At 72.5% G+C, this 18,178-nt stretch carries 18 protein-coding genes and 1 tRNA gene; 5 read left to right on the top strand and 14 right to left on the bottom strand.

Going from position 1 to position 18,178, the window contains the following annotated elements:
- Positions 1 to 238: 238 nt before the first annotated feature.
- Entirely contained in the window at positions 239 to 1,027 is a 789-nt protein-coding gene (locus QJS33_RS28815) for an IclR family transcriptional regulator (protein WP_306371220.1), read from the bottom strand.
- A gap of 132 nt (positions 1,028 to 1,159) precedes the next feature.
- Here QJS33_RS28815 and QJS33_RS28810 point away from each other — a divergent pair, with 132 nt between their 5' ends.
- Together QJS33_RS28810 and QJS33_RS28805 are read left to right on the top strand one after the other, a co-directional pair.
- Complete coding sequence (locus QJS33_RS28810) at positions 1,160 to 1,534, top strand: bifunctional 3-phenylpropionate/cinnamic acid dioxygenase ferredoxin subunit (protein WP_372339737.1); 375 nt, start codon at positions 1,160 to 1,162, stop codon at positions 1,532 to 1,534.
- Positions 1,531 to 2,733 carry an NAD(P)/FAD-dependent oxidoreductase gene (locus QJS33_RS28805; protein ID WP_306371219.1) on the top strand — a complete coding sequence of 401 codons (1,203 nt, stop codon included), beginning with the start codon at positions 1,531 to 1,533 and terminating at the stop codon, positions 2,731 to 2,733. Before QJS33_RS28810 ends, QJS33_RS28805 begins: the two co-directional genes overlap by 4 nt.
- Positions 2,734 to 2,930: 197 nt before the next feature.
- Here QJS33_RS28805 and QJS33_RS28800 read toward each other — a convergent pair.
- Together QJS33_RS28800 and QJS33_RS28795 are read right to left on the bottom strand one after the other, a co-directional pair.
- Positions 2,931 to 3,004, bottom strand: a tRNA-Pro gene (locus tag QJS33_RS28800).
- A 98-nt stretch (positions 3,005 to 3,102) separates the two neighbouring features.
- The gene (locus QJS33_RS28795; RefSeq protein WP_306371218.1) at positions 3,103 to 3,762 is read right to left on the bottom strand and encodes a dienelactone hydrolase family protein; all 660 of its coding nucleotides are present in this window, start codon (positions 3,760 to 3,762) and stop codon (positions 3,103 to 3,105) included.
- 373 nt (positions 3,763 to 4,135) lie between these two features.
- Between QJS33_RS28795 and QJS33_RS28790 the strand changes: the two genes are divergently transcribed.
- On the top strand, positions 4,136 to 5,074 hold the full coding sequence (locus QJS33_RS28790; protein ID WP_306371217.1) for a helix-turn-helix domain-containing protein: 939 nt from the start codon (positions 4,136 to 4,138) through the stop codon (positions 5,072 to 5,074).
- Positions 5,071 to 5,634, top strand: coding sequence for a dihydrofolate reductase family protein (locus QJS33_RS28785; RefSeq protein WP_306371216.1), 564 nt, complete (start codon positions 5,071 to 5,073; stop codon positions 5,632 to 5,634). The genes QJS33_RS28790 and QJS33_RS28785 overlap by 4 nt, the downstream gene beginning before the upstream one ends.
- Here the strand turns inward: QJS33_RS28785 and QJS33_RS28780 are convergent.
- Entirely contained in the window at positions 5,613 to 6,134 is a 522-nt protein-coding gene (locus QJS33_RS28780; protein WP_306371215.1) for a DUF523 domain-containing protein, read from the bottom strand. The two genes, QJS33_RS28785 and QJS33_RS28780, sit on opposite strands and share 22 nt — an antisense overlap.
- A gap of 124 nt (positions 6,135 to 6,258) precedes the next feature.
- Here QJS33_RS28780 and QJS33_RS28775 point away from each other — a divergent pair, with 124 nt between their 5' ends.
- Positions 6,259 to 7,722, top strand: a complete 1,464-nt coding sequence (locus tag QJS33_RS28775) for an MFS transporter (RefSeq protein WP_306371214.1) — start codon at positions 6,259 to 6,261, stop codon at positions 7,720 to 7,722.
- 189 nt (positions 7,723 to 7,911) lie between these two features.
- Here QJS33_RS28775 and der read toward each other — a convergent pair whose 3' ends face one another.
- From der to QJS33_RS28725, 10 genes are all read right to left on the bottom strand, one after another.
- Entirely contained in the window at positions 7,912 to 9,414 is a 1,503-nt protein-coding gene (der, locus tag QJS33_RS28770) for a ribosome biogenesis GTPase Der (RefSeq protein WP_306371213.1), read from the bottom strand.
- Positions 9,415 to 9,592: 178 nt separating this feature from the next.
- Positions 9,593 to 10,297: a (d)CMP kinase gene (cmk, locus tag QJS33_RS28765; RefSeq protein WP_306371212.1), complete on the bottom strand. Its 705-nt coding sequence runs from the start codon at positions 10,295 to 10,297 to the stop codon at positions 9,593 to 9,595.
- A gap of 98 nt (positions 10,298 to 10,395) precedes the next feature.
- On the bottom strand, positions 10,396 to 11,508 hold the full coding sequence (locus QJS33_RS28760) for a prephenate dehydrogenase (protein ID WP_306371221.1): 1,113 nt from the start codon (positions 11,506 to 11,508) through the stop codon (positions 10,396 to 10,398).
- 115 nt (positions 11,509 to 11,623) lie between these two features.
- A complete protein-coding gene (gene aroH / locus QJS33_RS28755; RefSeq protein WP_306371211.1) occupies positions 11,624 to 11,986 on the bottom strand; it encodes a chorismate mutase in 363 nt (120 codons plus the stop codon).
- 112 nt (positions 11,987 to 12,098) lie between these two features.
- Complete coding sequence (locus tag QJS33_RS28750; protein WP_372339736.1) at positions 12,099 to 14,183, bottom strand: pseudouridine synthase; 2,085 nt, start codon at positions 14,181 to 14,183, stop codon at positions 12,099 to 12,101.
- 268 nt (positions 14,184 to 14,451) lie between these two features.
- Positions 14,452 to 15,027: an SMC-Scp complex subunit ScpB gene (gene scpB, locus QJS33_RS28745; protein WP_306371209.1), complete on the bottom strand. Its 576-nt coding sequence runs from the start codon at positions 15,025 to 15,027 to the stop codon at positions 14,452 to 14,454.
- Positions 15,024 to 15,866 carry a ScpA family protein gene (locus QJS33_RS28740; protein WP_306371208.1) on the bottom strand — a complete coding sequence of 281 codons (843 nt, stop codon included), beginning with the start codon at positions 15,864 to 15,866 and terminating at the stop codon, positions 15,024 to 15,026. Before QJS33_RS28740 ends, scpB begins: the two co-directional genes overlap by 4 nt.
- Before the next feature lie 121 nt (positions 15,867 to 15,987).
- Positions 15,988 to 16,380 (bottom strand): hypothetical protein, encoded by a 393-nt coding sequence (locus QJS33_RS28735; RefSeq protein ID WP_306371207.1) that lies wholly within the window; start codon positions 16,378 to 16,380, stop codon positions 15,988 to 15,990.
- Positions 16,377 to 17,336 carry a ParA family protein gene (locus tag QJS33_RS28730; RefSeq protein ID WP_306371206.1) on the bottom strand — a complete coding sequence of 320 codons (960 nt, stop codon included), beginning with the start codon at positions 17,334 to 17,336 and terminating at the stop codon, positions 16,377 to 16,379. The genes QJS33_RS28735 and QJS33_RS28730 overlap by 4 nt, the downstream gene beginning before the upstream one ends.
- Before the next feature lie 218 nt (positions 17,337 to 17,554).
- A partial coding sequence (locus tag QJS33_RS28725; RefSeq protein ID WP_306371205.1) for a tyrosine-type recombinase/integrase occupies positions 17,555 to 18,178 on the bottom strand: 624 nt, incomplete at its 5' end.

Below are 18,178 nucleotides of genomic sequence, written 5' to 3'. Positions count from 1 at the left end.
GACCGCGGCACCGGATGCTGCGAGAACCAACGAACACTCCCTCCTTACGTTGCGCAATATGCAACGTATTCCATGATGCACAACGGAATGTGGATCACACTGGGGGTTACCCGGGGGTCTGTCAAGGCCTGGAAGGGAAGTTCGTGGGTTTTGATCGTCAATTAACCAGGGATTGATATATCAGAAATCCCGCACGGGGGCCGACCGCGCGGCCACCGTCGTGCGGTCGGCCGCGCGGTCAGCGACTGACGTAGGCCATCCGGCCGGCCAGGTCGCGCGCCCCCTGGCGCAGCTCCTCCACGACCTCGGGGATGCGCTTCTTCGACAGCCGGTACGCCGGACCGGACGCGCTGATCGCGGCGATCACGTCCTGACCGGGCCCGAACACCGGCACGGCGATCGAGTGCAGCCCCGGCTCCAGTTCCTCGAAGCAGGTGGCGTATCCGTCCTCGGCCACCTCCTTGAGGGCATCGCGCAGCTTCTGCGGGTCCGTGATCGTGCGCGCCGTGTAGGACGCGAGGTCCCCGACGAACAGCCCGTCCAGTTCGCCCGGGGGGATGAAGGCCAACAGCACCTTGCCGCTGGCCGTCGCGTGCGACGGCGTGCGCTGGCCGATCCAGTTCTGCGCCGCCACGGCCGACGTGCCCAACGCCTGGCTGACGTTGATCGTGTCCGTCGCGTCGAGCAGGGCGACGTTCACCGTCTCGCCGAGGCGCTCGGCCAGTTCCTCGCACACCGGGTTGCCGACCTGGACGATGTCGAGTTGACCGGCGACGGTACCGGCGAACTGCAGCATGCCCATGCCGATGCTGAACCTGCCGCGCTCCCCGTGCTGCTCCACGAGCCCTCTCGCCTGGAGGGTGTAGACCAGCCGTGACGCGGTGGACTTGTGCACCCCCAACTCGGCGGCGATCTCCGTGACTCCCATCTCCGCTCGCGCGAGGAGCTTGAGGATGGTGATCGCCCGGTCCACCGACTGCACCAGGGCCGGTTCCCGCTCCCCCATGTCTTTCCCTGAGTTGCTCATAATGCAACTATAACCGATAGGCGCAACTCTCGGAAAATTCGCCCGCGCGGTCCTTGACGGCGCGTCGATCGCCCGCCCATCATGATGTTGCGCATCAAACAAGTTGTTCCGTTATATGCAACGGAGGCCCTGATGATCTCTGCACCCGTGACGAACCTGCCCGAGGGCGCGAACACGGCGGAGCACGTGATGGTCCCGGCGTGTGCCGTGGCGGACCTGCCCGAGGGCGAGTCGTTCCGCATCCCCGGAGAGGTCCCGATCGCCGTCTTCAACGCCGACGGCGAGATCTACGCCATCGACGACACGTGCAGCCACCAGGACGCCTCGCTCTCCGAGGGGTGGCTCGAAGGATGCTTCGTCGAGTGCCCGCTCCACGCCGCGAGCTTCGACCTCCGCACGGGCATGCCGACCTGCCTCCCGGCCAAGAAGCCGGTCCGCACCCACCCGGTGGTGGTGCAGGACGGCATGGTCCACGTGGTCGTACGGAACCAGGAGGCCGTCGCGTGAGGAGCGTGGTCGTCGTCGGCGCCTCGCTGGCGGGAATGCGCGCCGTCGAGGAGCTCAGGGCGCAGGGCTTCGACGGCCGGATCTCGGTCGTCGGCGAAGAGCCGTACCTGCCGTACGACCGTCCGCCGCTGTCGAAGGCCTACCTCATGGGCACCTGTTCACCGGAGAGCCTGGCACTGGCCGACGAGCCCGCTCTGGACGAGCTGGCCGCGGAGTGGCACCTCGGGGTCCGCGCCGACTCCCTCGACCCCGGCACCCGGTCGGTGCGGTTGTCCGACGGCCGGGAGGTCACCGCGGACGGGGTCGTCATCGCCACCGGCGGCCTGGCCCGCCGGCTCCCCGGTACCGGGGAGGAACGGCCGGCGGGGGTGCACACCGTCCGGACGTTCGATGACGCGGTGGCACTGCGCGCCGACCTGGAGGACCACGACTCGGCACGGGTGGTGGTGATCGGCGCGGGCTGGATCGGCGCCGAGGTCGCCTCGACCTGCCGGGCGCTCGGGCATCCGGTGACCATCGTCGAAGGGGACACGGCCCCGCTCGCGCGCGCCCTCGGCCCGACCATGGCCGAGGTCTGCACGTCACTGCACGCCGATCACGGCGTGGGCCTGCGCACCGGTGTGGGGGTCGAGTCCATCACGTCGTCGGGCTTCGGTCCGTGGAAGCGCGTCACCGGCGTGGTCCTCGACGACGGCTCCCACGTGCCCGCGGACGTGGTCGTGGTCGGCATCGGCATCCGGCCCGCCACCGACTGGCTCGCCGGATCCGGGATACCGGTCGACAACGGCGTCCTCTGCGATTCCGGGTGCGTCACCGTGTTCCCCTCCGTTGTCGCGGTGGGCGACGTCGCCCGGTACCACGGCCCCCGCGGACCGGTCCGGCACGAACACTGGACCAACGCCTCCGAGCAGGCCGCCACCGCCGTGCGCAACCTCCTGGCCGGCACGACGGTCGAGGAGTACCGGCCCTCCGGCTACTTCTGGTCCGACCAGTACGGGGTCCGGTTGCAGGTCACCGGGCACCCCGCGGACGCCGAGGAGGTCACCGTCGTCGACGGTTCCCCGGAGGGCCGCCGGTTCGTCGCCGAGTACCGCCGCGCGGGTTCCACGGTGGGCGTGCTCGCGATGAACAACCCCAAGCTCTTCGGCCGCCTCCGCCGACAGATGCGCGCCGGCACGGCCCAGGGCTCCGGCGTCTGACGCTTCACCCCACGGTCGGGTGGCGGCTGGAACGGGTTCCGGCGCCCGACGTTCGAGTGCGCGCGGACCTGCCGGGAACCGATCGGCTCCCCGTGGTCCCGCGGGCCACGGGGGCGCCGGTGCGCATCCGGCCCGTTCCGCGACCCGCACCCGGGACACGAAGAAGGGCGTTCACCCGTGTGAACGCCCTTCGTCCGTCGGGACGGCGGGATTTGAACCCACGACCCCTTGACCCCCAGTCAAGTGCGCTGCCAAACTGCGCTACGTCCCGTCGGGCCAGGCCGCTGGCCTCGCCGACGGAGAAGACTCTATCGCATTCCCGACGACCCTCGCACTGCCATTACGGGGGTGCGGCGCCGCGGCCCCCGCTCATTCCCCGTGCCCGCCCATGACCCGGGCGAACCACGCGGAGGCGGCGTGACTTACCTCCTCCAGCGCGCCCTCCTCCTCGAACAGGTGCCCCGCGCCGGGGACCACGTGGATCCGGCCGGACCCGCCCAGCGCGTCGAGCGCGCGCTCGTTGAGTTCCAACACGCGGGGGTCCGCGCCGCCTACGACGAACAACACCGGGGCGCGCACCCTGCGCAGCGCCTCCTCGCCCGCCAGGTCGGGGCGGCCACCGCGGGAGACCACGGCCACCACGGCCTCGGGACGTTCGGCCGCGGACCGCAGCGCCGCGGCGGCCCCCGTGCTGGCGCCGAACAGCCCGACCGGCAGCCCCGCCGTCCCCTCCCACTCCGCCAGCCGGTCCACCGCCCCGGTGAGGCGCCGGGTGAGCAGACCGATGTCGAAGCGCAGCGCGGCCGTGGCCCGGTCGGTGTGCTCCTCCTCCGGGGTGAGCAGGTCGAACAGCAGCGTCCCGATCCGTGCGTCCCGGAGGGTGGCGGCGACCGCCCGGTTGCGGGGGCTGTGCCGGGAGCTGCCGCTGCCGTGGGCGAACGCCACCACTCCGACGGCTCCCGGCGGCAGGTCCAGGTTCCCTCCGAGTGCGGCGTCCGGCGTGCGCACCGTCACCTCGTGCCCGGTCATGGCGATCCCCTCCCCCGGTACGGCCCTCGGTGTGCCGTTACCCCCGCGGCCACGGCCCACACCGCGATGGTGCCCCGCCGGGTGGTGTGACTCTTCCGGCCCCGTTCCCGCGAATACGCGTCGGCGGCGCAGGCCGGACCGGTGTGCCGCCGCCTGCGGCGACGCTTCCGCCCGGGCCACCGTGCCGACGGGGCGCGATGACCGTCCGGCACCGGCCGACCATCGCGACGACCCGCAAGGACGCACCCGCGCGAAAGCCACACCGCTCCAGGGGACATGACCCACACCGTCGGCGCCCCGCCGTCCGCGACGCGCGGCGGGGTGCGCAAGAACGGTCAAGCGCCGCCCGGTACCGCGCGAACATACTGGTCGCATGACCGAACCCACCACCGGCCGGGACCGGCTCCGTGAGCTGCTCGACGCGGTCCTGGCGGACGAGGACGGTGGCGAGGGCACCGACCTGTCCGCCATGGCCGAGCGGGCCCACAGTTCGCCGTTCCACTTCTCCCGGCGGCTGAGCCGCGACACCGGGGAGTCCCCCGTGGCGCTGCGCCGCCGGGTGCTGCTGGAGCGGGCAGCCTGGCAGATCCGGCAGGGGTCCAGCGTCACCGACGCCGCGTTCGCCGCCGGCTACCGGTCGGTGGAGGGGTTCATCCGCGCGTTCGGGCGGGCCTTCGGGCACCCGCCGGGGGCGACCACCCCCGGCAGCGGCACCTGGCTGCCCGCGCCGAACGGCATCCACTTCCAACCGCCGGTCCACCTGTGGATCGAGTCGCCGCCCCAGGAGCGCCCCGCGATGGACGTCGTGTCCCTCCAGGTCCACCACGACATCGCGGACACCGGCCGCCTGATCGCGGCGGCCGCCGCCCTGCCGGAGGAGGCCTACCGCAGGGTGCACGCCCCCGGATGGACCGTCCTGTCCTGGGACGGGCCCGAGGAGTCGATCGCCGCCGTCCTGGAGCACCTGGTGTGGGCCAAGGAGGTGTGGTGCGCGTCCATCGACGGCACGGACTTCCCCGAACGCGGCGGCGACGGCCCCGAAGCGCTCGCCGAACGGCACCGGGTGATCGGCCCGCACTGGGTGGCGGCGGTCGAGGGCATCGGCCGCCGCGGCGCCTGGGGCGACCGCCTGGTCGACGCCCTGTGCGACCCGCCGGAGAGCTTCGTGCTGGGCTCGGTGGTCGCGCACGTCCTGACGTACGCGGCGCACCGCAGGCAGCTGGTGCGGCACATGCTGCGCGCCGAGGGGGTGGAGGTGGACCACGGGGATCCCATCGAGTGGTTGCAGGACCGACACGGAGGCACGACATGACCCGGACCGTCTACAACACCGCGACCAGCCTGGACGGCTTCATCGCCACGGAGGACCATTCGCTGGAGTGGCTGTTCACCGTGGACCTCGGCGACCAGGGGTCGGGCGAGGACGACGACAACGAGTTCGGGAGGTTCATGAAGGGGATCGGCGCCGTCCTGATGGGCGCCTCCACCTACGAGTGGGTGCACCGGCACGAGGGTGACAAGGGCTGGGCCTACGACATGCCGTCCTGGGTGCTGACCCACCGGGAGCTGCCGCCGTTCAATGGCGACCCCGACATCCGGTTCGCGGCCGCCGACTCCGACGAGGAGCTGCGGGCCCTGCATGCGAAGGCGGCGGAGTCGGCCGGGGGCGAGGACCTGTGGCTGGTCGGCGGCGGCCGGATCGCCGCGGACCTGGCCCGGCTGGGCCTGCTGGACGAGGTGATCGTGTCCATCGCCCCGGTCACCCTGGGGTCGGGCGCCCCGCTGCTGGCGGGCCGGGTGGACCTGAGGCCGCTGGACGTGCACCGGACCGGGGACTTCGCCTGCGCCCGCTACGAGGTGGTGCGCGCCTGAGCCCGGTCGCCGCCGGCGCCCCGCAGGCGGGCGTCGGCGGCGGCGATCCCGTGCTCGTTGAAGACCGCGATGCCGTTCTCGGCCAGCAGGTGGGCGGTGACCCCGAGTCCGACCCGTTTGCGGCCGGTGAAGGTGCCGTCGTAGACCTCGTGGAGCCCGCAGGAGGGGCTGGACTCCTTGAGCACGGCCACGGTCGCCCCGCGCTCGCGCGCGAACGCCAGGGCGGCGCGGGCACCCGCCACGAAGGGCGCGGTGACGTCGTCGCCGTCGGGGGTGAGGATGCGGGCCCGGCCGGCGAGCACGTCGGAGGCGGTGGCACCGGGTTCGATCTCGGCGGGCGGCCGCGGCACGGGCAGTCCGGCCGCCACCTCGGGGCAGTGCACCACCAGGCGCCCCTCGGTCCGCCAGCGGTCGATGAGGTCGTCGTCGACGGGTTTGGCGCGACCGTCATAGCGCACCGGTCGGCCTGCCAGGCAGGCACTGATCAAAACCCTGTCCACGGTCTCTCCCCCTGTCCGTCGGCACCGAACACGTTACCGCCCCCGGCGACACGAAGGACGATCCATCAAATATTACCGAAAGTCGCTATCGTGTTGCTTTGAGTGATTTCATCGAGGGGGGCACATGAGCGAGAATCCGCCCGAGAGAGCGACGACGGCGCTGGCCACCGAACACCGCACCACCCGCAAGGCCGTCACCGCCGCCGCCATCGGCAACGCCACCGAGTGGTACGACTTCGGCGTCTACAGCTACCTGGCCGTCACCATCGGCCTGGTGTTCTACCCGTCGCAGTCCCAGGGCGTCCAGCTCATCGCCACCTTCACCACGTTCGCCGCGGCCTTCCTGGTCCGCCCGCTCGGCGGCCTGTTCTTCGGCCCGCTGGGCGACCGGATCGGCCGCAAGCACGTGCTGGCCTTCACCATGCTGCTCATGGCGGCCAGCACGTTCTGCATCGGGCTCATCCCCTCGGCCGCCGCCATCGGCGTCGCCGCGCCGATCCTGCTGCTCGTCGCCCGCATGCTCCAGGGCTTCTCCACCGGCGGCGAGTACGGCGGCGCCACCACCTTCATCGCCGAGTACGCACCCGACAAGCGCCGCGGGTTCCTCGCCTCCTGGCTGGAGTTCGGCACCGTCAGCGGGTACGTGGGCGGCGCCGCCGTCGTCACCGTCATGACCCTGCTGCTGGGCCCGGACGCCATGCTCGCCTGGGGCTGGCGCATCCCGTTCCTGCTCGCCCTGCCGCTCGGCGCCGTCGGCCTCTACCTGCGGGTCAAGCTCGACGAGACACCGGTGTTCGCCGACAGCGCCCAGAACGCCGAGGGGTTCGCCAAGGACTCCGCGGGCCACCGCCGCAAGGGGCAGCTGCGCGAGACCGTCGTCGGCCAGTGGCGGAACATCCTGCTGTGCATCGGCCTGGTGCTCGTGTTCAACGTCAACAACTACATGGTGACGGCGTACATGCCCACCTACCTGGAGGCCGAGCTGGGGTACGACTCCACCACGGCCCTGCTGCTCACCCTGGCCGCGATGGCGGTCATGCTGGCCACCGTCACCGGGTTCGGCCGGCTCAGCGACCGGGTGGGGCGCAGACCCGTGCTGCTGTCGGGCAGCCTGTTCTCCATCGTGCTGACCCTGCCCGCGTTCTGGCTGCTCCAGACCGGGAGCCCGGTGGGGGTGGCCCTGGGCATCGTGGTGCTGGCGATCACCCTGGTGCACTTCTCCGGCGCCGCCCCGGCGACGCTCCCGGCGTTCTTCCCGACCAGTGTCCGTTACGGCGCGCTGGCGATCGGCTTCAACATCTCGGTGGCGCTGTTCGGCGGCACCACCCCGCTGCTGGCCGAGGCGCTGGTGCAGTCCACCGGCAACCTGTACTCGCCCGCCTGGCCGGTGATGGCCGCCGGCGCCGTCGGCCTGGTCGTGGTGTGGCGGATGAAGGAGAGCGCCGGGCGGCCGCTGCCGGGCGCGCCCGCCATCCCCGTGCCCGAACGCACTCCGGGCGGCACCCGGCTGCCCTACCCGCGGCCCAGCGGTGAGAGCGGCCCGCACGTGCCGCCCAGCAACGTGCGCCGGCTGCCCTCCGACTCCTGACCCGCACGCGAAGGGGGCGCCCCCGGCCGGGAGGCGCCCCCTCGTCACACCGTCATCGCCGGGGCACGGCTAGTGCTGTGTCCGGAAAGGTTCGCCCGGGTCCGCAGCGAGAAAGATCTGCGCTGGGGAGGGTGCCCACTAGCCACCGCGGCATGACCCCCAACCCGGCAAACCTTTTCAGTCACCGCACTAGCGGCGGCGGCGCTGGCGGTCCGGGCGCACACTGCCCTTGGACGCCTTGCCCACGGGCCCGCCCTTCTTCTCCCGGATCCGCATGCTGATGTGGATCGGCGAACCCTCGAACCCGAAGTCCTCGCGCAGGCGCCGCTCGATGAACCGCCGGTAGTTGTCCTCCAGGAACCCGGTGGTGAACAGCACGAACTGCGGCGGCTTCGCCCCCGCCTGCGTCGCGAACAGGATCTTGGGCTGCTTGCCGCCGCGCACCGGCGGCGGGGTCGCCGCCACCAGCTCCTTGAGCCAGTTGTTCAGCTGCCCCGTCGGGATGCGCTGGGACCAGCCGGCCAGGCTCGTCTCGATCGCCGGGACCAGCTTCTCCATGTGGCGGCCGGTCCTGGCGGAGATGTTCACCCGCGGCGCCCAGGCGACCCGGGCCAGCTGGCGGTCGATCTCCTTCTCCAGGTAGATGCGGCGCTCCTCGTCGAGGATGTCCCACTTGTTGAACGCCAGCACCAGGCCGCGCCCGGCCTCGACCACCTGCTCGACCACGCGGATGTCCTGCTCGGCCAGCGGCTCGCTGACGTCCATCAGGATCACCGCGACCTCGGCCCGCTCCAGGGCGGTGCCGGTGCGCATGGTGGCGTAGTAGTCGGCGCCCTGGAGCGCCCGGAACCGGCGGCGGATACCGGCGGTGTCGATGAACTTCCAGGTCTTGCCGCCCAGCTCGATCAGCTCGTCGACGGCGTCGCGGGTGGTGCCCGCCACCGAGTCCACGACCACGCGCTCCTCACCGGCGAGCCGGTTGAGGAGGCTGGACTTGCCCACGTTCGGGCGGCCCAGCAGGGCCACCCGCGGCGGGCCGTCCTCGGTCTCGGGGGCCTCGGCGTCCCGGGCCTGCTCGGGGAAGGCCGACACGACGGCGTCCAGCAGGTCGCCGGTGCCGCGGCCGTGCAGGGCGCTGATCGGGAAGGGCTCGCCCACGCCCAGGTTCCACAGCTCCAGCGCGTCGGACTCCTGCATGCTGCCGTCGACCTTGTTGGCGGCCAGCACCACGGGCCGGTTGGTGGCGCGCAGTACGCGGGTGACGGCCTCGTCGGCGTCGGTGATGCCGACGGTGGCGTCCACCACGAACAGGATCACGTCGGCGGTCTGCGCCGCGTACTCGGCCTGGCGGGCGACCATCGCGGCCAGCCCGCTGACGCTGGTCTCCCAGCCGCCGGTGTCCACCAGGGTGAACTGGGTGCTCTGCCACTCGGCGTCGTAGGCGACCCGGTCCCGGGTCACCCCCGGCACGTCCTCGACCACGGCCTCGCGGCGGCCGATGATGCGGTTGACGAGACTGGACTTGCCCACGTTGGGGCGGCCCACCACGGCCACCACCGGCAGCGGGGCGGTCTCGCCCTCGGTGCCGATGTCGGCGATCTCGAAATCGTCGTTCACGTACTGCTCCCGGTCTTCAGCCCCCGCGCGCCCAGGATGCGTGCCGCGGGGAGTGCGAAAATCGACCGGCCGCACCCGTGGGTACGGGGCGGCCCGATCGGCGCGGACGCCGACGGCGTCCGCGCATGTACCGCGAAGGGCAACCTCCGCGGGTGTCCGTGTGTTCCCCCCGGTGGCCGATGTCACCCCGCGAACACGGGGCGGGGCCGGGGACGGGCGGCCGACGGGGCCGCCCGGTGTCGAAAGCCCGGTGTCAGGCGCGGGCCGCCGCGGCGGCCTCGTCGACCAGCTTGACGACCAGGGCGATGACCTCGTCCAGGTCCAGGCCCGTGGTGTCCAGCTCGGCGGTGTCGGCGGTCAGCGTCAGCGGCGAGTGGGCGCGGCTGGAGTCCAGCTCGTCACGGCGCTCCAGGTCGGCCTGGGTGCCGGCCACGTCGCCGGTGCGGATCTCCTTGCTGCGGCGCTGCGCGCGGGCCTGCGCGCTGGCGGTGATGAACAGCTTCACCGGGGCGTCGGGGGCGACCACCGTGGTGATGTCGCGGCCCTCCACCACGATGCCCGCGCTCTCGCGCCGGGCGGTGTCGATGATCTCCCGCTGGATGCGCACCAGCAGCTCACGGGCCTGCGGCACCGCCGAGACGGCGCTGACGTTGCCGGTGACCTCCTTGGTGCGGATCTCCACGGCCACGTCGCGGCCGTCGACCGACACCGTCGGGGCGGCCGGATCGGTGCCCATCTCGATGACCGGGCGCTCCACGGCGGCGGCCACCGCCGCGGCGTCGTGCACGTCCACGCCGTTGTCGAGCATCCACCAGGTCAGTGCGCGGTACATGGCGCCGGTGTCGAGGTAGCGCAGACCGCGCGCCCTGGCCACACCCTTGGAGGTGCTCGACTTGCCCGACCCGGAGGGACCGTCGATCGCGATGACGATGCCCTCGGTGCTGCCCTGCCCGCTCACGTGATCCTGCCTCTACCGCTCGCCGTACTGCCGACGACCCAGCCTACCGGCGCGGGGAACCCCGCAGTACCGCGTGGTACGCACGCGGCGGGCACCGCTCAGACGCCGGGGTGGACCGACCAGCCGTCGGCGGCCAGCGCCCGGGTGAGGGTGTCCACACCCGCGGGCAGCACGTGCAGCTGCGCCACACCCAGCGGCAGACCCGGGGTGTGCTCGATGCGCACGTCCTCGATGTTCACACCGGCGTCGGCGGCCGCGGCGAACAGGCGGCCCAGGGAGCCCGGCTCGTCCGGGATCACCACCGGGATCACCGTATAGTCCGGCAGCGTCGGCTCGCCGTGCTTGCCGGGGATGCGGCCGTGCCCGTCCCGGCCCCGCACCAGCAGCTCCCGCACCGGTCCGGCCAGCGCGTCCCCGCCGGCCAGCGCGTCGGCGGTCCGGGACAGGTCCTCGGCGACCGCGCGCAGCACCTCGGCGACCGGGGCGGCGTTGTGGGTGAGGATCTCCGTCCACAGCGACGGGTCGCCGCCCGCCACCCGGGTGACGTCGCGCAGGCCCTGCCCGGCCAGGGTCAGGGCGTGCTCGCCCGCGTCGACCAGCCGGGCCGCCACCGCCGAGGAGGCCAGGTGCGGGACATGGGAGACCAACGCCACGGCCCGGTCGTGCGCGACGGCGTCGATGACCATCGGGTCGGCCCCGCACAGCCGGGCCACCTCCGCGACCCGCTCGACCGCACCGGGGTCGGCCTTGCCGGTCGGGCACAGCGCCCACGAGCGGCCCAGGAACAGGTCGGCGCGGGCCGCGCCCGGCCCCCGCTTCTCCCGGCCGCCCATCGGGTGCCCCGGAACGAAGGTCGCCAGGTCGCAACCCAGGTCCTCGGCGGCCGCCACCACGCTCGCCTTCACGCTGGCCGCGTCGGTGTAGACGTGCGCCAGCCCGTCGTTCTGGACCCGGCGCAGCACCTGCGGGACCACCGCGGGCGGGGCGGCGATCACCGCGACGTCGGCGGGGCGGCCGTCGGAGCCCTCCAGGGGGTCCCCCGCGCCCAGGTCGCAGGCCAGTCGCAGGGCGGCCGCGTCCGGGTCGGACAGCAGGACGTCCACACCGCGCGAACGCAGGGCCAGCGCGATCGACGTGCCGATCAGACCGGCCCCCAGCACCGCGACCCGGCGCACCGACGGCCGCCCGTCGCGCGCCCCAGCGTCCCCGATCCCGCTCACCGTGCTCCCCCGCCCCTGCTTTCGATTCCGTGTCCCCCCAGATTAGGGCGTGTCCGGCGGGCGCCGCCCGCAACGGGTCCGGGGCGGCGGCCTGCGGCGGTGGCGGCTACTGCGCGATGTCCAGGCGCAGCGCCTGCGCGCCGCGCAGGTACACGTGGTGCAGCTCCGAGCGCGGGCGGTCGGTCTCCACGTGCGCCATCAGCCGCACCACGCGCGGCAGGGCGTGCGGCACACCGATCTCGGTGGCGCACATCAGCGGGACGTCGACGAACCCGAGCTTGCGGGCGGCCAGCGCCGGGAACTCACTGGTCAGATCCGGGGTGGCGGTGAAGAGCACGCTGATGACGTCCTCCGGGTCCAGCCCGTTGCGCCGCATCACCTCGGAGACCAGTTCGGCGGTGGCCTCCAGCACCTGCTCGCGTTCGTCCGCGTCGACCTGCACCGCTCCGCGAATGGCCCGTACCGCCACGTCGATCCCGCCTTGTCCGTCGTTCTGCTGGTCCCGACCCCGGTCGGGGTAACGGGAACGGCGGCCGCGACCTCGGGTCGCGACCGCCGTCAACTGTATAACCAGCCGGGGTCTACAGCCCGGCGGCCTTGTAGAGCTCGCTGACCTCGCGGGAGGTCAGTGCGCGCATCGTACCCAGTTTGAGGGTGTTCAGGTCGATCGGGCCGACCTGGGTGCGGGCCAGGTCCGCGACCGGGTGGCCGACGGCCTCCATGACGCGGCGCACGATGTGCTTGCGGCCCTCGTGGAGACGGATCTCCACCAGCGCCTTCGCACCGTCGTTGTCGACCACGCGGAAGGAGTCGATCGCGACCGGGCCGTCCTCCAGCTCCACGCCCGCGCGCAGCTGCTTGACCACACTGTGCGGGACGGGGCCGGGCACCTTGGCGATGTAGGTCTTGATGACCTTGTACCGCGGGTGGGTGAGCCGGTTGGACAGCTCGCCGTCGTTGGTGAGCAGGATGAGGCCCTCGGTCTCGGTGTCGAGCCGGCCGACGTGGAAGATCCGCTCCTCGGTCTGGCCGGTGTAGTCGGCCAGGGTGGGGCGGCCCTCGGGGTCCCACATGGTGCTCACGACGCCGCGCGGCTTGTTGAGCGCGAAGTAGAGCTTGTCCGGGGACGTGACGACGCGCATGCCGTCGACGCGGATCTCGGACTTCTCCGGGTCCACCCGGGCGCCGAAGCGGCGGACGGTCTCGCCGTCCACGCTGACGCGGCCGGCGGCGATCATCTCCTCGCTGGCGCGGCGGCTGGCGACGCCGGCGGCGGCGAGGGCCTTCTGGAGGCGGATGCCGCCCTCGACGTCGGTGTAGTTGTCGCGGGCCTCGTCGGAACGGTCCTCGTCCTTGGGGTCGTACTCCGAACGCAGCGCGCTGAGGCGTTCGCGGGCGGCCTTGGAGAGCTGGTTCTCGCTCTTGATGTCGCCCATGGGCACCTTGCGGCCGCCGGGGAGGTCGGCGGAGTGGTCGACCTTGTGCCTGGGCTTCTTGGGCCGCGCGTCCCGGTCGCCCTCGAAGGAACGGCCGCCGGGGCCGCGCCCGTCGCCGTCGCGCCCGCCGCGGTGACCGCCGTCACGGGAACCGCTGAAGGAGCGCCCGCCGCGGTCGTCACGGGAGCCGTCGAAGGAACGGCCGCCCCGCGAGCCGCCGCCGTCACGGGAGCCGCTGAAGGAGCGCCCGCCGCCGGGGCCGCGCGAGCCACCGAAGTCACGGCCGCCACGCGAGTCGCGGTCGCCCCCGAAGGAACGGCCACCACGGTCGTCACGGGAACCGCCGTAGGAACGGCCGCCACCGGAGCCACGCGAGTCACGGTCACCGAACGAACGACGGTCGCCACCGTCACGCGGGCCACCGAAGGAACGCCCACCGGGACCACGGGAGTCACGGTCGTCACGCCCGCCCCGGTAACCGCCGCGGTCGTCACGCGAACCACCGAAGTCACGGCCGCCGCGGTCGTCGCGGGAACCGCGGTGACCACCACGGTCGTCACGGGAGCCGCCGTAGGAACGGCCGCCGCCGGGGCCGCGCGAGTCACGGTCACCGAACGAACGACGGTCACCGCCGTCACGGGAGCCGCTGAAGGAGCGCCCGCCGCCGGGGCCGCGCGAGCCACCGAAGTCACGGCCGCCACGCGAGTCGCGGTCGCCCCCGAAGGAACGGCCGCCGCCCTGGCCACGGGAATCGCGGTCGTCGCGGGAACCGCGGTGGCCGCCGTGGTCGCCGTCACGCGGGCCACCGAAGGAGCGCCCACCGGGACCACGGGAGTCACGGTCGTCACGCCCGCCCCGGTAACCGCCGCGGTCGTCACGCGGACCACCGTAGGAACGGCCACCGCCGGGGCCGCGCGAGTCACGGTCACCGAAGGATCGGCGATCGCCACCGTCACGCGAGCCGCGGTACCCGCCGCGGTCGCCACCGTCACGCCCGCCGCCGAAGGAACGGCCGCCGCGGTCGTCACGCGAGCCGCCGTAGCCGCCGCGGCCACGGTCCCCACCGTCCCGGCCGCCCCGGTAGCCGCCCTGGCCGCGGGAGTCGCCGCCGTCGCGTCCACCGCGGTAGCCGCCGCGGTCGCCGTCGCGCGAGCCGCCGTAGGAGCGGCCGCCGCGCGAGTCGCGGTCGCCGTAGGAACGACGGTCACCACCGTCACGAGAATCACTCATGGAACGTCCCTCACCTGCGCCACGGAAATCACGGCCGCCGCTGCGGCCCTCACCAGTACCACGGAAGTCACGCCCGCCACGGGAGTCACCGCCGTCACGCGGGCCGCGGTATCCGCCGCGGTCCCCGCCGTAGGAGCGGCCTGCGCGGCCGCGGTCGTCCCCGCCTCGGGGACCTCGTTCGTCGCGGCGGTCTCGGCCGCCGCCGTTGTGGTTTCGATCGCCGCGCTCACCGCGCGGGGCGTCGTCCCGCGCACCGCGGGAACTGTCGTTAGGTGTGCTCACCGGTGTCGTCTAGACCTTCGATGTCGTCGGGCAGGAACGGTGCCAGATCCGGCAGCTCTTCGAGGCTGCGCAGGCCGAGCCGTTCCAGGAAATAGGAGGTGGTCCGGTACAGCAGGGCACCGGACTCCGGGTCATGACCGGACTCTTCGATCAGCCCCCTCAGTACGAGGGTACGCATGACGCCGTCGCAGTTGACACCGCGGACCGCGGAGACCCTGCCACGGGAGACCGGTTGGCGGTAGGCCACCACCGCCATCGTCTCCAGCGCGGCCTGGGTCAGCCGCACCTCCTGCCCCTCCTTGAGGAAGTGCTCCACGATGTCGGCGCACTCCGGCCGCGTGTACACACGCCAGCCGTCGGCCACCGCCCGAAGGTCGAAACCCCTGCCCTGCTCGGTGTATTCCCGCGACAGCGATTCCAGGGTCTCGGTGACCACCGCCACCGGCACCCCCAGGGCGCGGGCCAGGTCGTACTCCGAGATCGGCTGGTCCACCACCATCATCACCGCCTCCAGGTCGCGGCGCAGGGTCGGCGGCACCTCGGCGGTCTCCTCCACGGTCACTGGTCCTCCCCCGTCTCCGCGTCCGCCGGATCGGCGTCGTACTCGCTGTCCACCTCGACCTCGCCCTCGCCACCGGTCCAGGTGACGACCAGCTCACCGAGCGGCTCGGGCTGCTCGAAGCCCACGTTCGCGGCCCGGTACAGCTCCAGCAGCGCCAGGAACCGCGCGATGACCTCGAAGGTACCGTCGCATTCGGCGGCCAGCTCCGCGAACGTCATGCTCCCGCGCTCGCGCAGCAGCGCCACCATCAGCTCGCCCTGCTCCTTGACGGAGGTCTTGGGCTGGTGGATGTGGGTGACCGGGACGCTCGGCGGCTCCTTGGGGGTGAACACCATCCCGGCCAGCGCCGCGAACTCCTGCGGCCCCAGTTTGAACAGCACCTCCGGGCGCAGCGCCTCGAACCGCTCCTCCAGCGGCACGGCGCGCGCGTACCGGCGCCCCTGCGCCGCCAGCCGGTCCCGCAGGAACGCGGCGACCTCCTTGTACGCCCGGTACTGCAACAGCCGCGCGAACAGCAGGTCGCGGGCCTCCAGCAGCGCCAGGTCCTCCTCGTCCTCCACGTCGCCGCGCGGCAGCAGCCGGGCCGCCTTCAGGTCCAGCAGGGTGGCGGCCACGAGCAGGAAGTTGCTCGCCTGGTCCAGGTCCCAGGCCTCCCCGTGGGCGCGGATGTGCGCGATGAACTCGTCGGTGACCTTCGACAGCGACACCTCGGTGATGTCGAGCTTGTGCTTGGCGATGAGCCCGAGCAGCAGGTCGAAGGGGCCCTCGAAGTTGTCCAGGTGCACCAGGAAGGCGTTCTCGCCCGCCTCCACGGCCTCGTCCGGAGGTCCGCCCGTCATGCCCCCGGCCCCTCGTCGTCGTAACCCATACGCACAAGGGTGTCACCGGCACGACCCCGCCGGTGACACCCGCTGTCGTCCGCGTCCCCCGGTACCCCCTCCGACACCGGGCGGACGCCGCTCACTCCTCGCTCAGCCGCCGCACCAGCATGCTGGCGGGCCCGTGCTCCTCGAAGTCGGCGAGCAGGACCGCGACGGCCTCACGGACCAGTCGGCCCCGGTCGGCGGTCAGCCCGTGCTCGGCGCGCAGCGACAGCCGGGTCTGCTCCAGGGCCAGCAGTTCGGGCCCGGAGATGTAGACGGTGATCTTCTCGTCGTGGCGCTGCCTGCCGCTGGGCTTGGGCGCGCCGTCGACCACCCTGGCCGAGCCCTTGGCGCGCGCGGGGCGCGTCCGGGGCTCGTTCCTTCGCTGTTCCGGTGCCGTGTACTGGCGTTCGGTCTCCGTGTCGGACACCGCGTCCACCTCGGTGCCGCTGGGGCGGAAGAACAACTCGTCCGCCCCGGGTAGGGTCACGCGCCGTGACCGCTGAGAGGCCACCTCGCCAGCACCTCCTTGGCCAGGTCCCGATAGGCGTTGGCGCCGGCCGAGGACGAGTCGAACCTGGTGATGGGCTCGCCCGCCACGGTGGCGTCCGGGAAGCGCACGGTGCGGTTGATGACCGTACCGTAGACCTTGTCGCCGAACCCGTCGATGATCGTGGACAGGACCTCGCGGGCATGGAGTGTGCGCGGGTCGTACATCGTGCCCAGGAATCCGTCGATGACGAGGCTCTCGTTGAGCCGCTCCTGGACCTTCTGGATGGTGTCCATGAGCAGCGCCACCCCGCGCAGTGCGAAGAACTCGCACTCCAGCGGCACGATGACGCCGTCGGCGGCGGTGAGCGCGTTGACGGTGAGCAGACCCAGCGAAGGCTGGCAGTCGATGAGGACGACGTCGTAGTCGTCGATCACCGGGCGCAGTGCCCGGCCGAGCATCTGCTCGCGGGCCACCTCCCCGACCAGCTGCACTTCGGCGGCGGACAGGTCGATGTTGCTCGGGATCAGGTCGAGGCCGTCGATGTCCGTCTTGAGCAGGACGTCCTCGACCGTCACGTCCCGCTGCATGAGCAGGTTGTAGACGGTCAGGTCCAGCTCGCGCGGGTCGAGTCGGCCCAGGCCGACGGACAGGGCTCCCTGCGGGTCGAAATCGACCAGCAGCACCCGTCTGCCGTATTCGGCGATGGCGGCGCCGAGGTTGATGGTCGTGGTGGTCTTACCGACCCCGCCCTTCTGGTTACAGAGTGCTACAATCCGTGCCGGGCCGTGTTCGTCGATCGGCTCCGGCACCGGATAGGTCCGTTCAGGTCTTGACGCGTGCAGATCGGCCCCCGTGTTGCGTGTCGTGCCCCAGGGGTTGGTCACCGGGTCGGCGAGTTCCTGCTCGCCGACGGCCGCATCGTGCGCGGCGGCGTCGTTCTCCGACCAGTTCACAACCCTGGACCTCCCCTACGGACCGGCCACGACCCGAAGGGATGCCGTGCCCCTGGAGCCTGGCGGCCGTCGGAAACTCAATATGTCGACAGCAACGTACCTCTGTGCGGCGACTCTAGAACGCCGACACGACGCACTTCAACGAATCCCGAGTGTAGAATCCCACGTCCCGACCCCCGGGGGGAACCGAACGCGCAGATCCGGTCACGCGCAACACCCTACCCCTGTGGGTTTTCTCGCAGGTCGGGGCCCTTTCGGCGGTGCGCCCGCGGGTGGCTGGACGCGTAGACCTCGCGCAGCCGGTCGACTGTCACAAGTGTGTAGACCTGTGTCGTGGTGACCGAACTGTGCCCCAGGAGCTCCTGCACGACCCGGATGTCCGCACCGCCGTCGAGCAGGTGGGTCGCGAACGAGTGCCGCAGGGTGTGCGGGGAGACCCCCTCCACCCCGGCGCGTTCGGCCACCGCCCCCAGCACACCCCAGGCGCCCTGCCGGGTGAGCCTGCCGCCGCGCGCGTTCAGGAACAGCGCCGGGCCGCCCCGGCCGCGCCCGGCGCGGGCCAGCACCGGCCGCGCCCGCGTCAGATAGGCGGCCAGCGCCCGCCGGGCGTGGCCGCCCACCGGGACCAGCCGTTCCTTGGCGCCCTTGCCGGTGATCCGCACCAGCCCCACGTGGTCCTCGGGCACGGGGGAGTCCAGGCCGACGGCATCGGCCACGTCGTCCACGTCGGCGCCGACCGCCTCGGAGATGCGCGCCCCGGTCCCGTACAGCAGCTCCAGCAGCGCCCGGTCGCGCAACGCCAGCAGGGCGGCCCGGTCGCCGGCGGCGACGGGGGCCCGCAC

The sequence above is a fragment of the Nocardiopsis sp. CC223A genome (assembly GCF_030766825.1).
GTDB lineage: Bacteria > Actinomycetota > Actinomycetes > Streptosporangiales > Streptosporangiaceae > Nocardiopsis.
The sequence above is the reverse complement of the archived record's forward strand: the minus strand, read 5'-3'. Positions and strand labels throughout refer to the sequence as shown.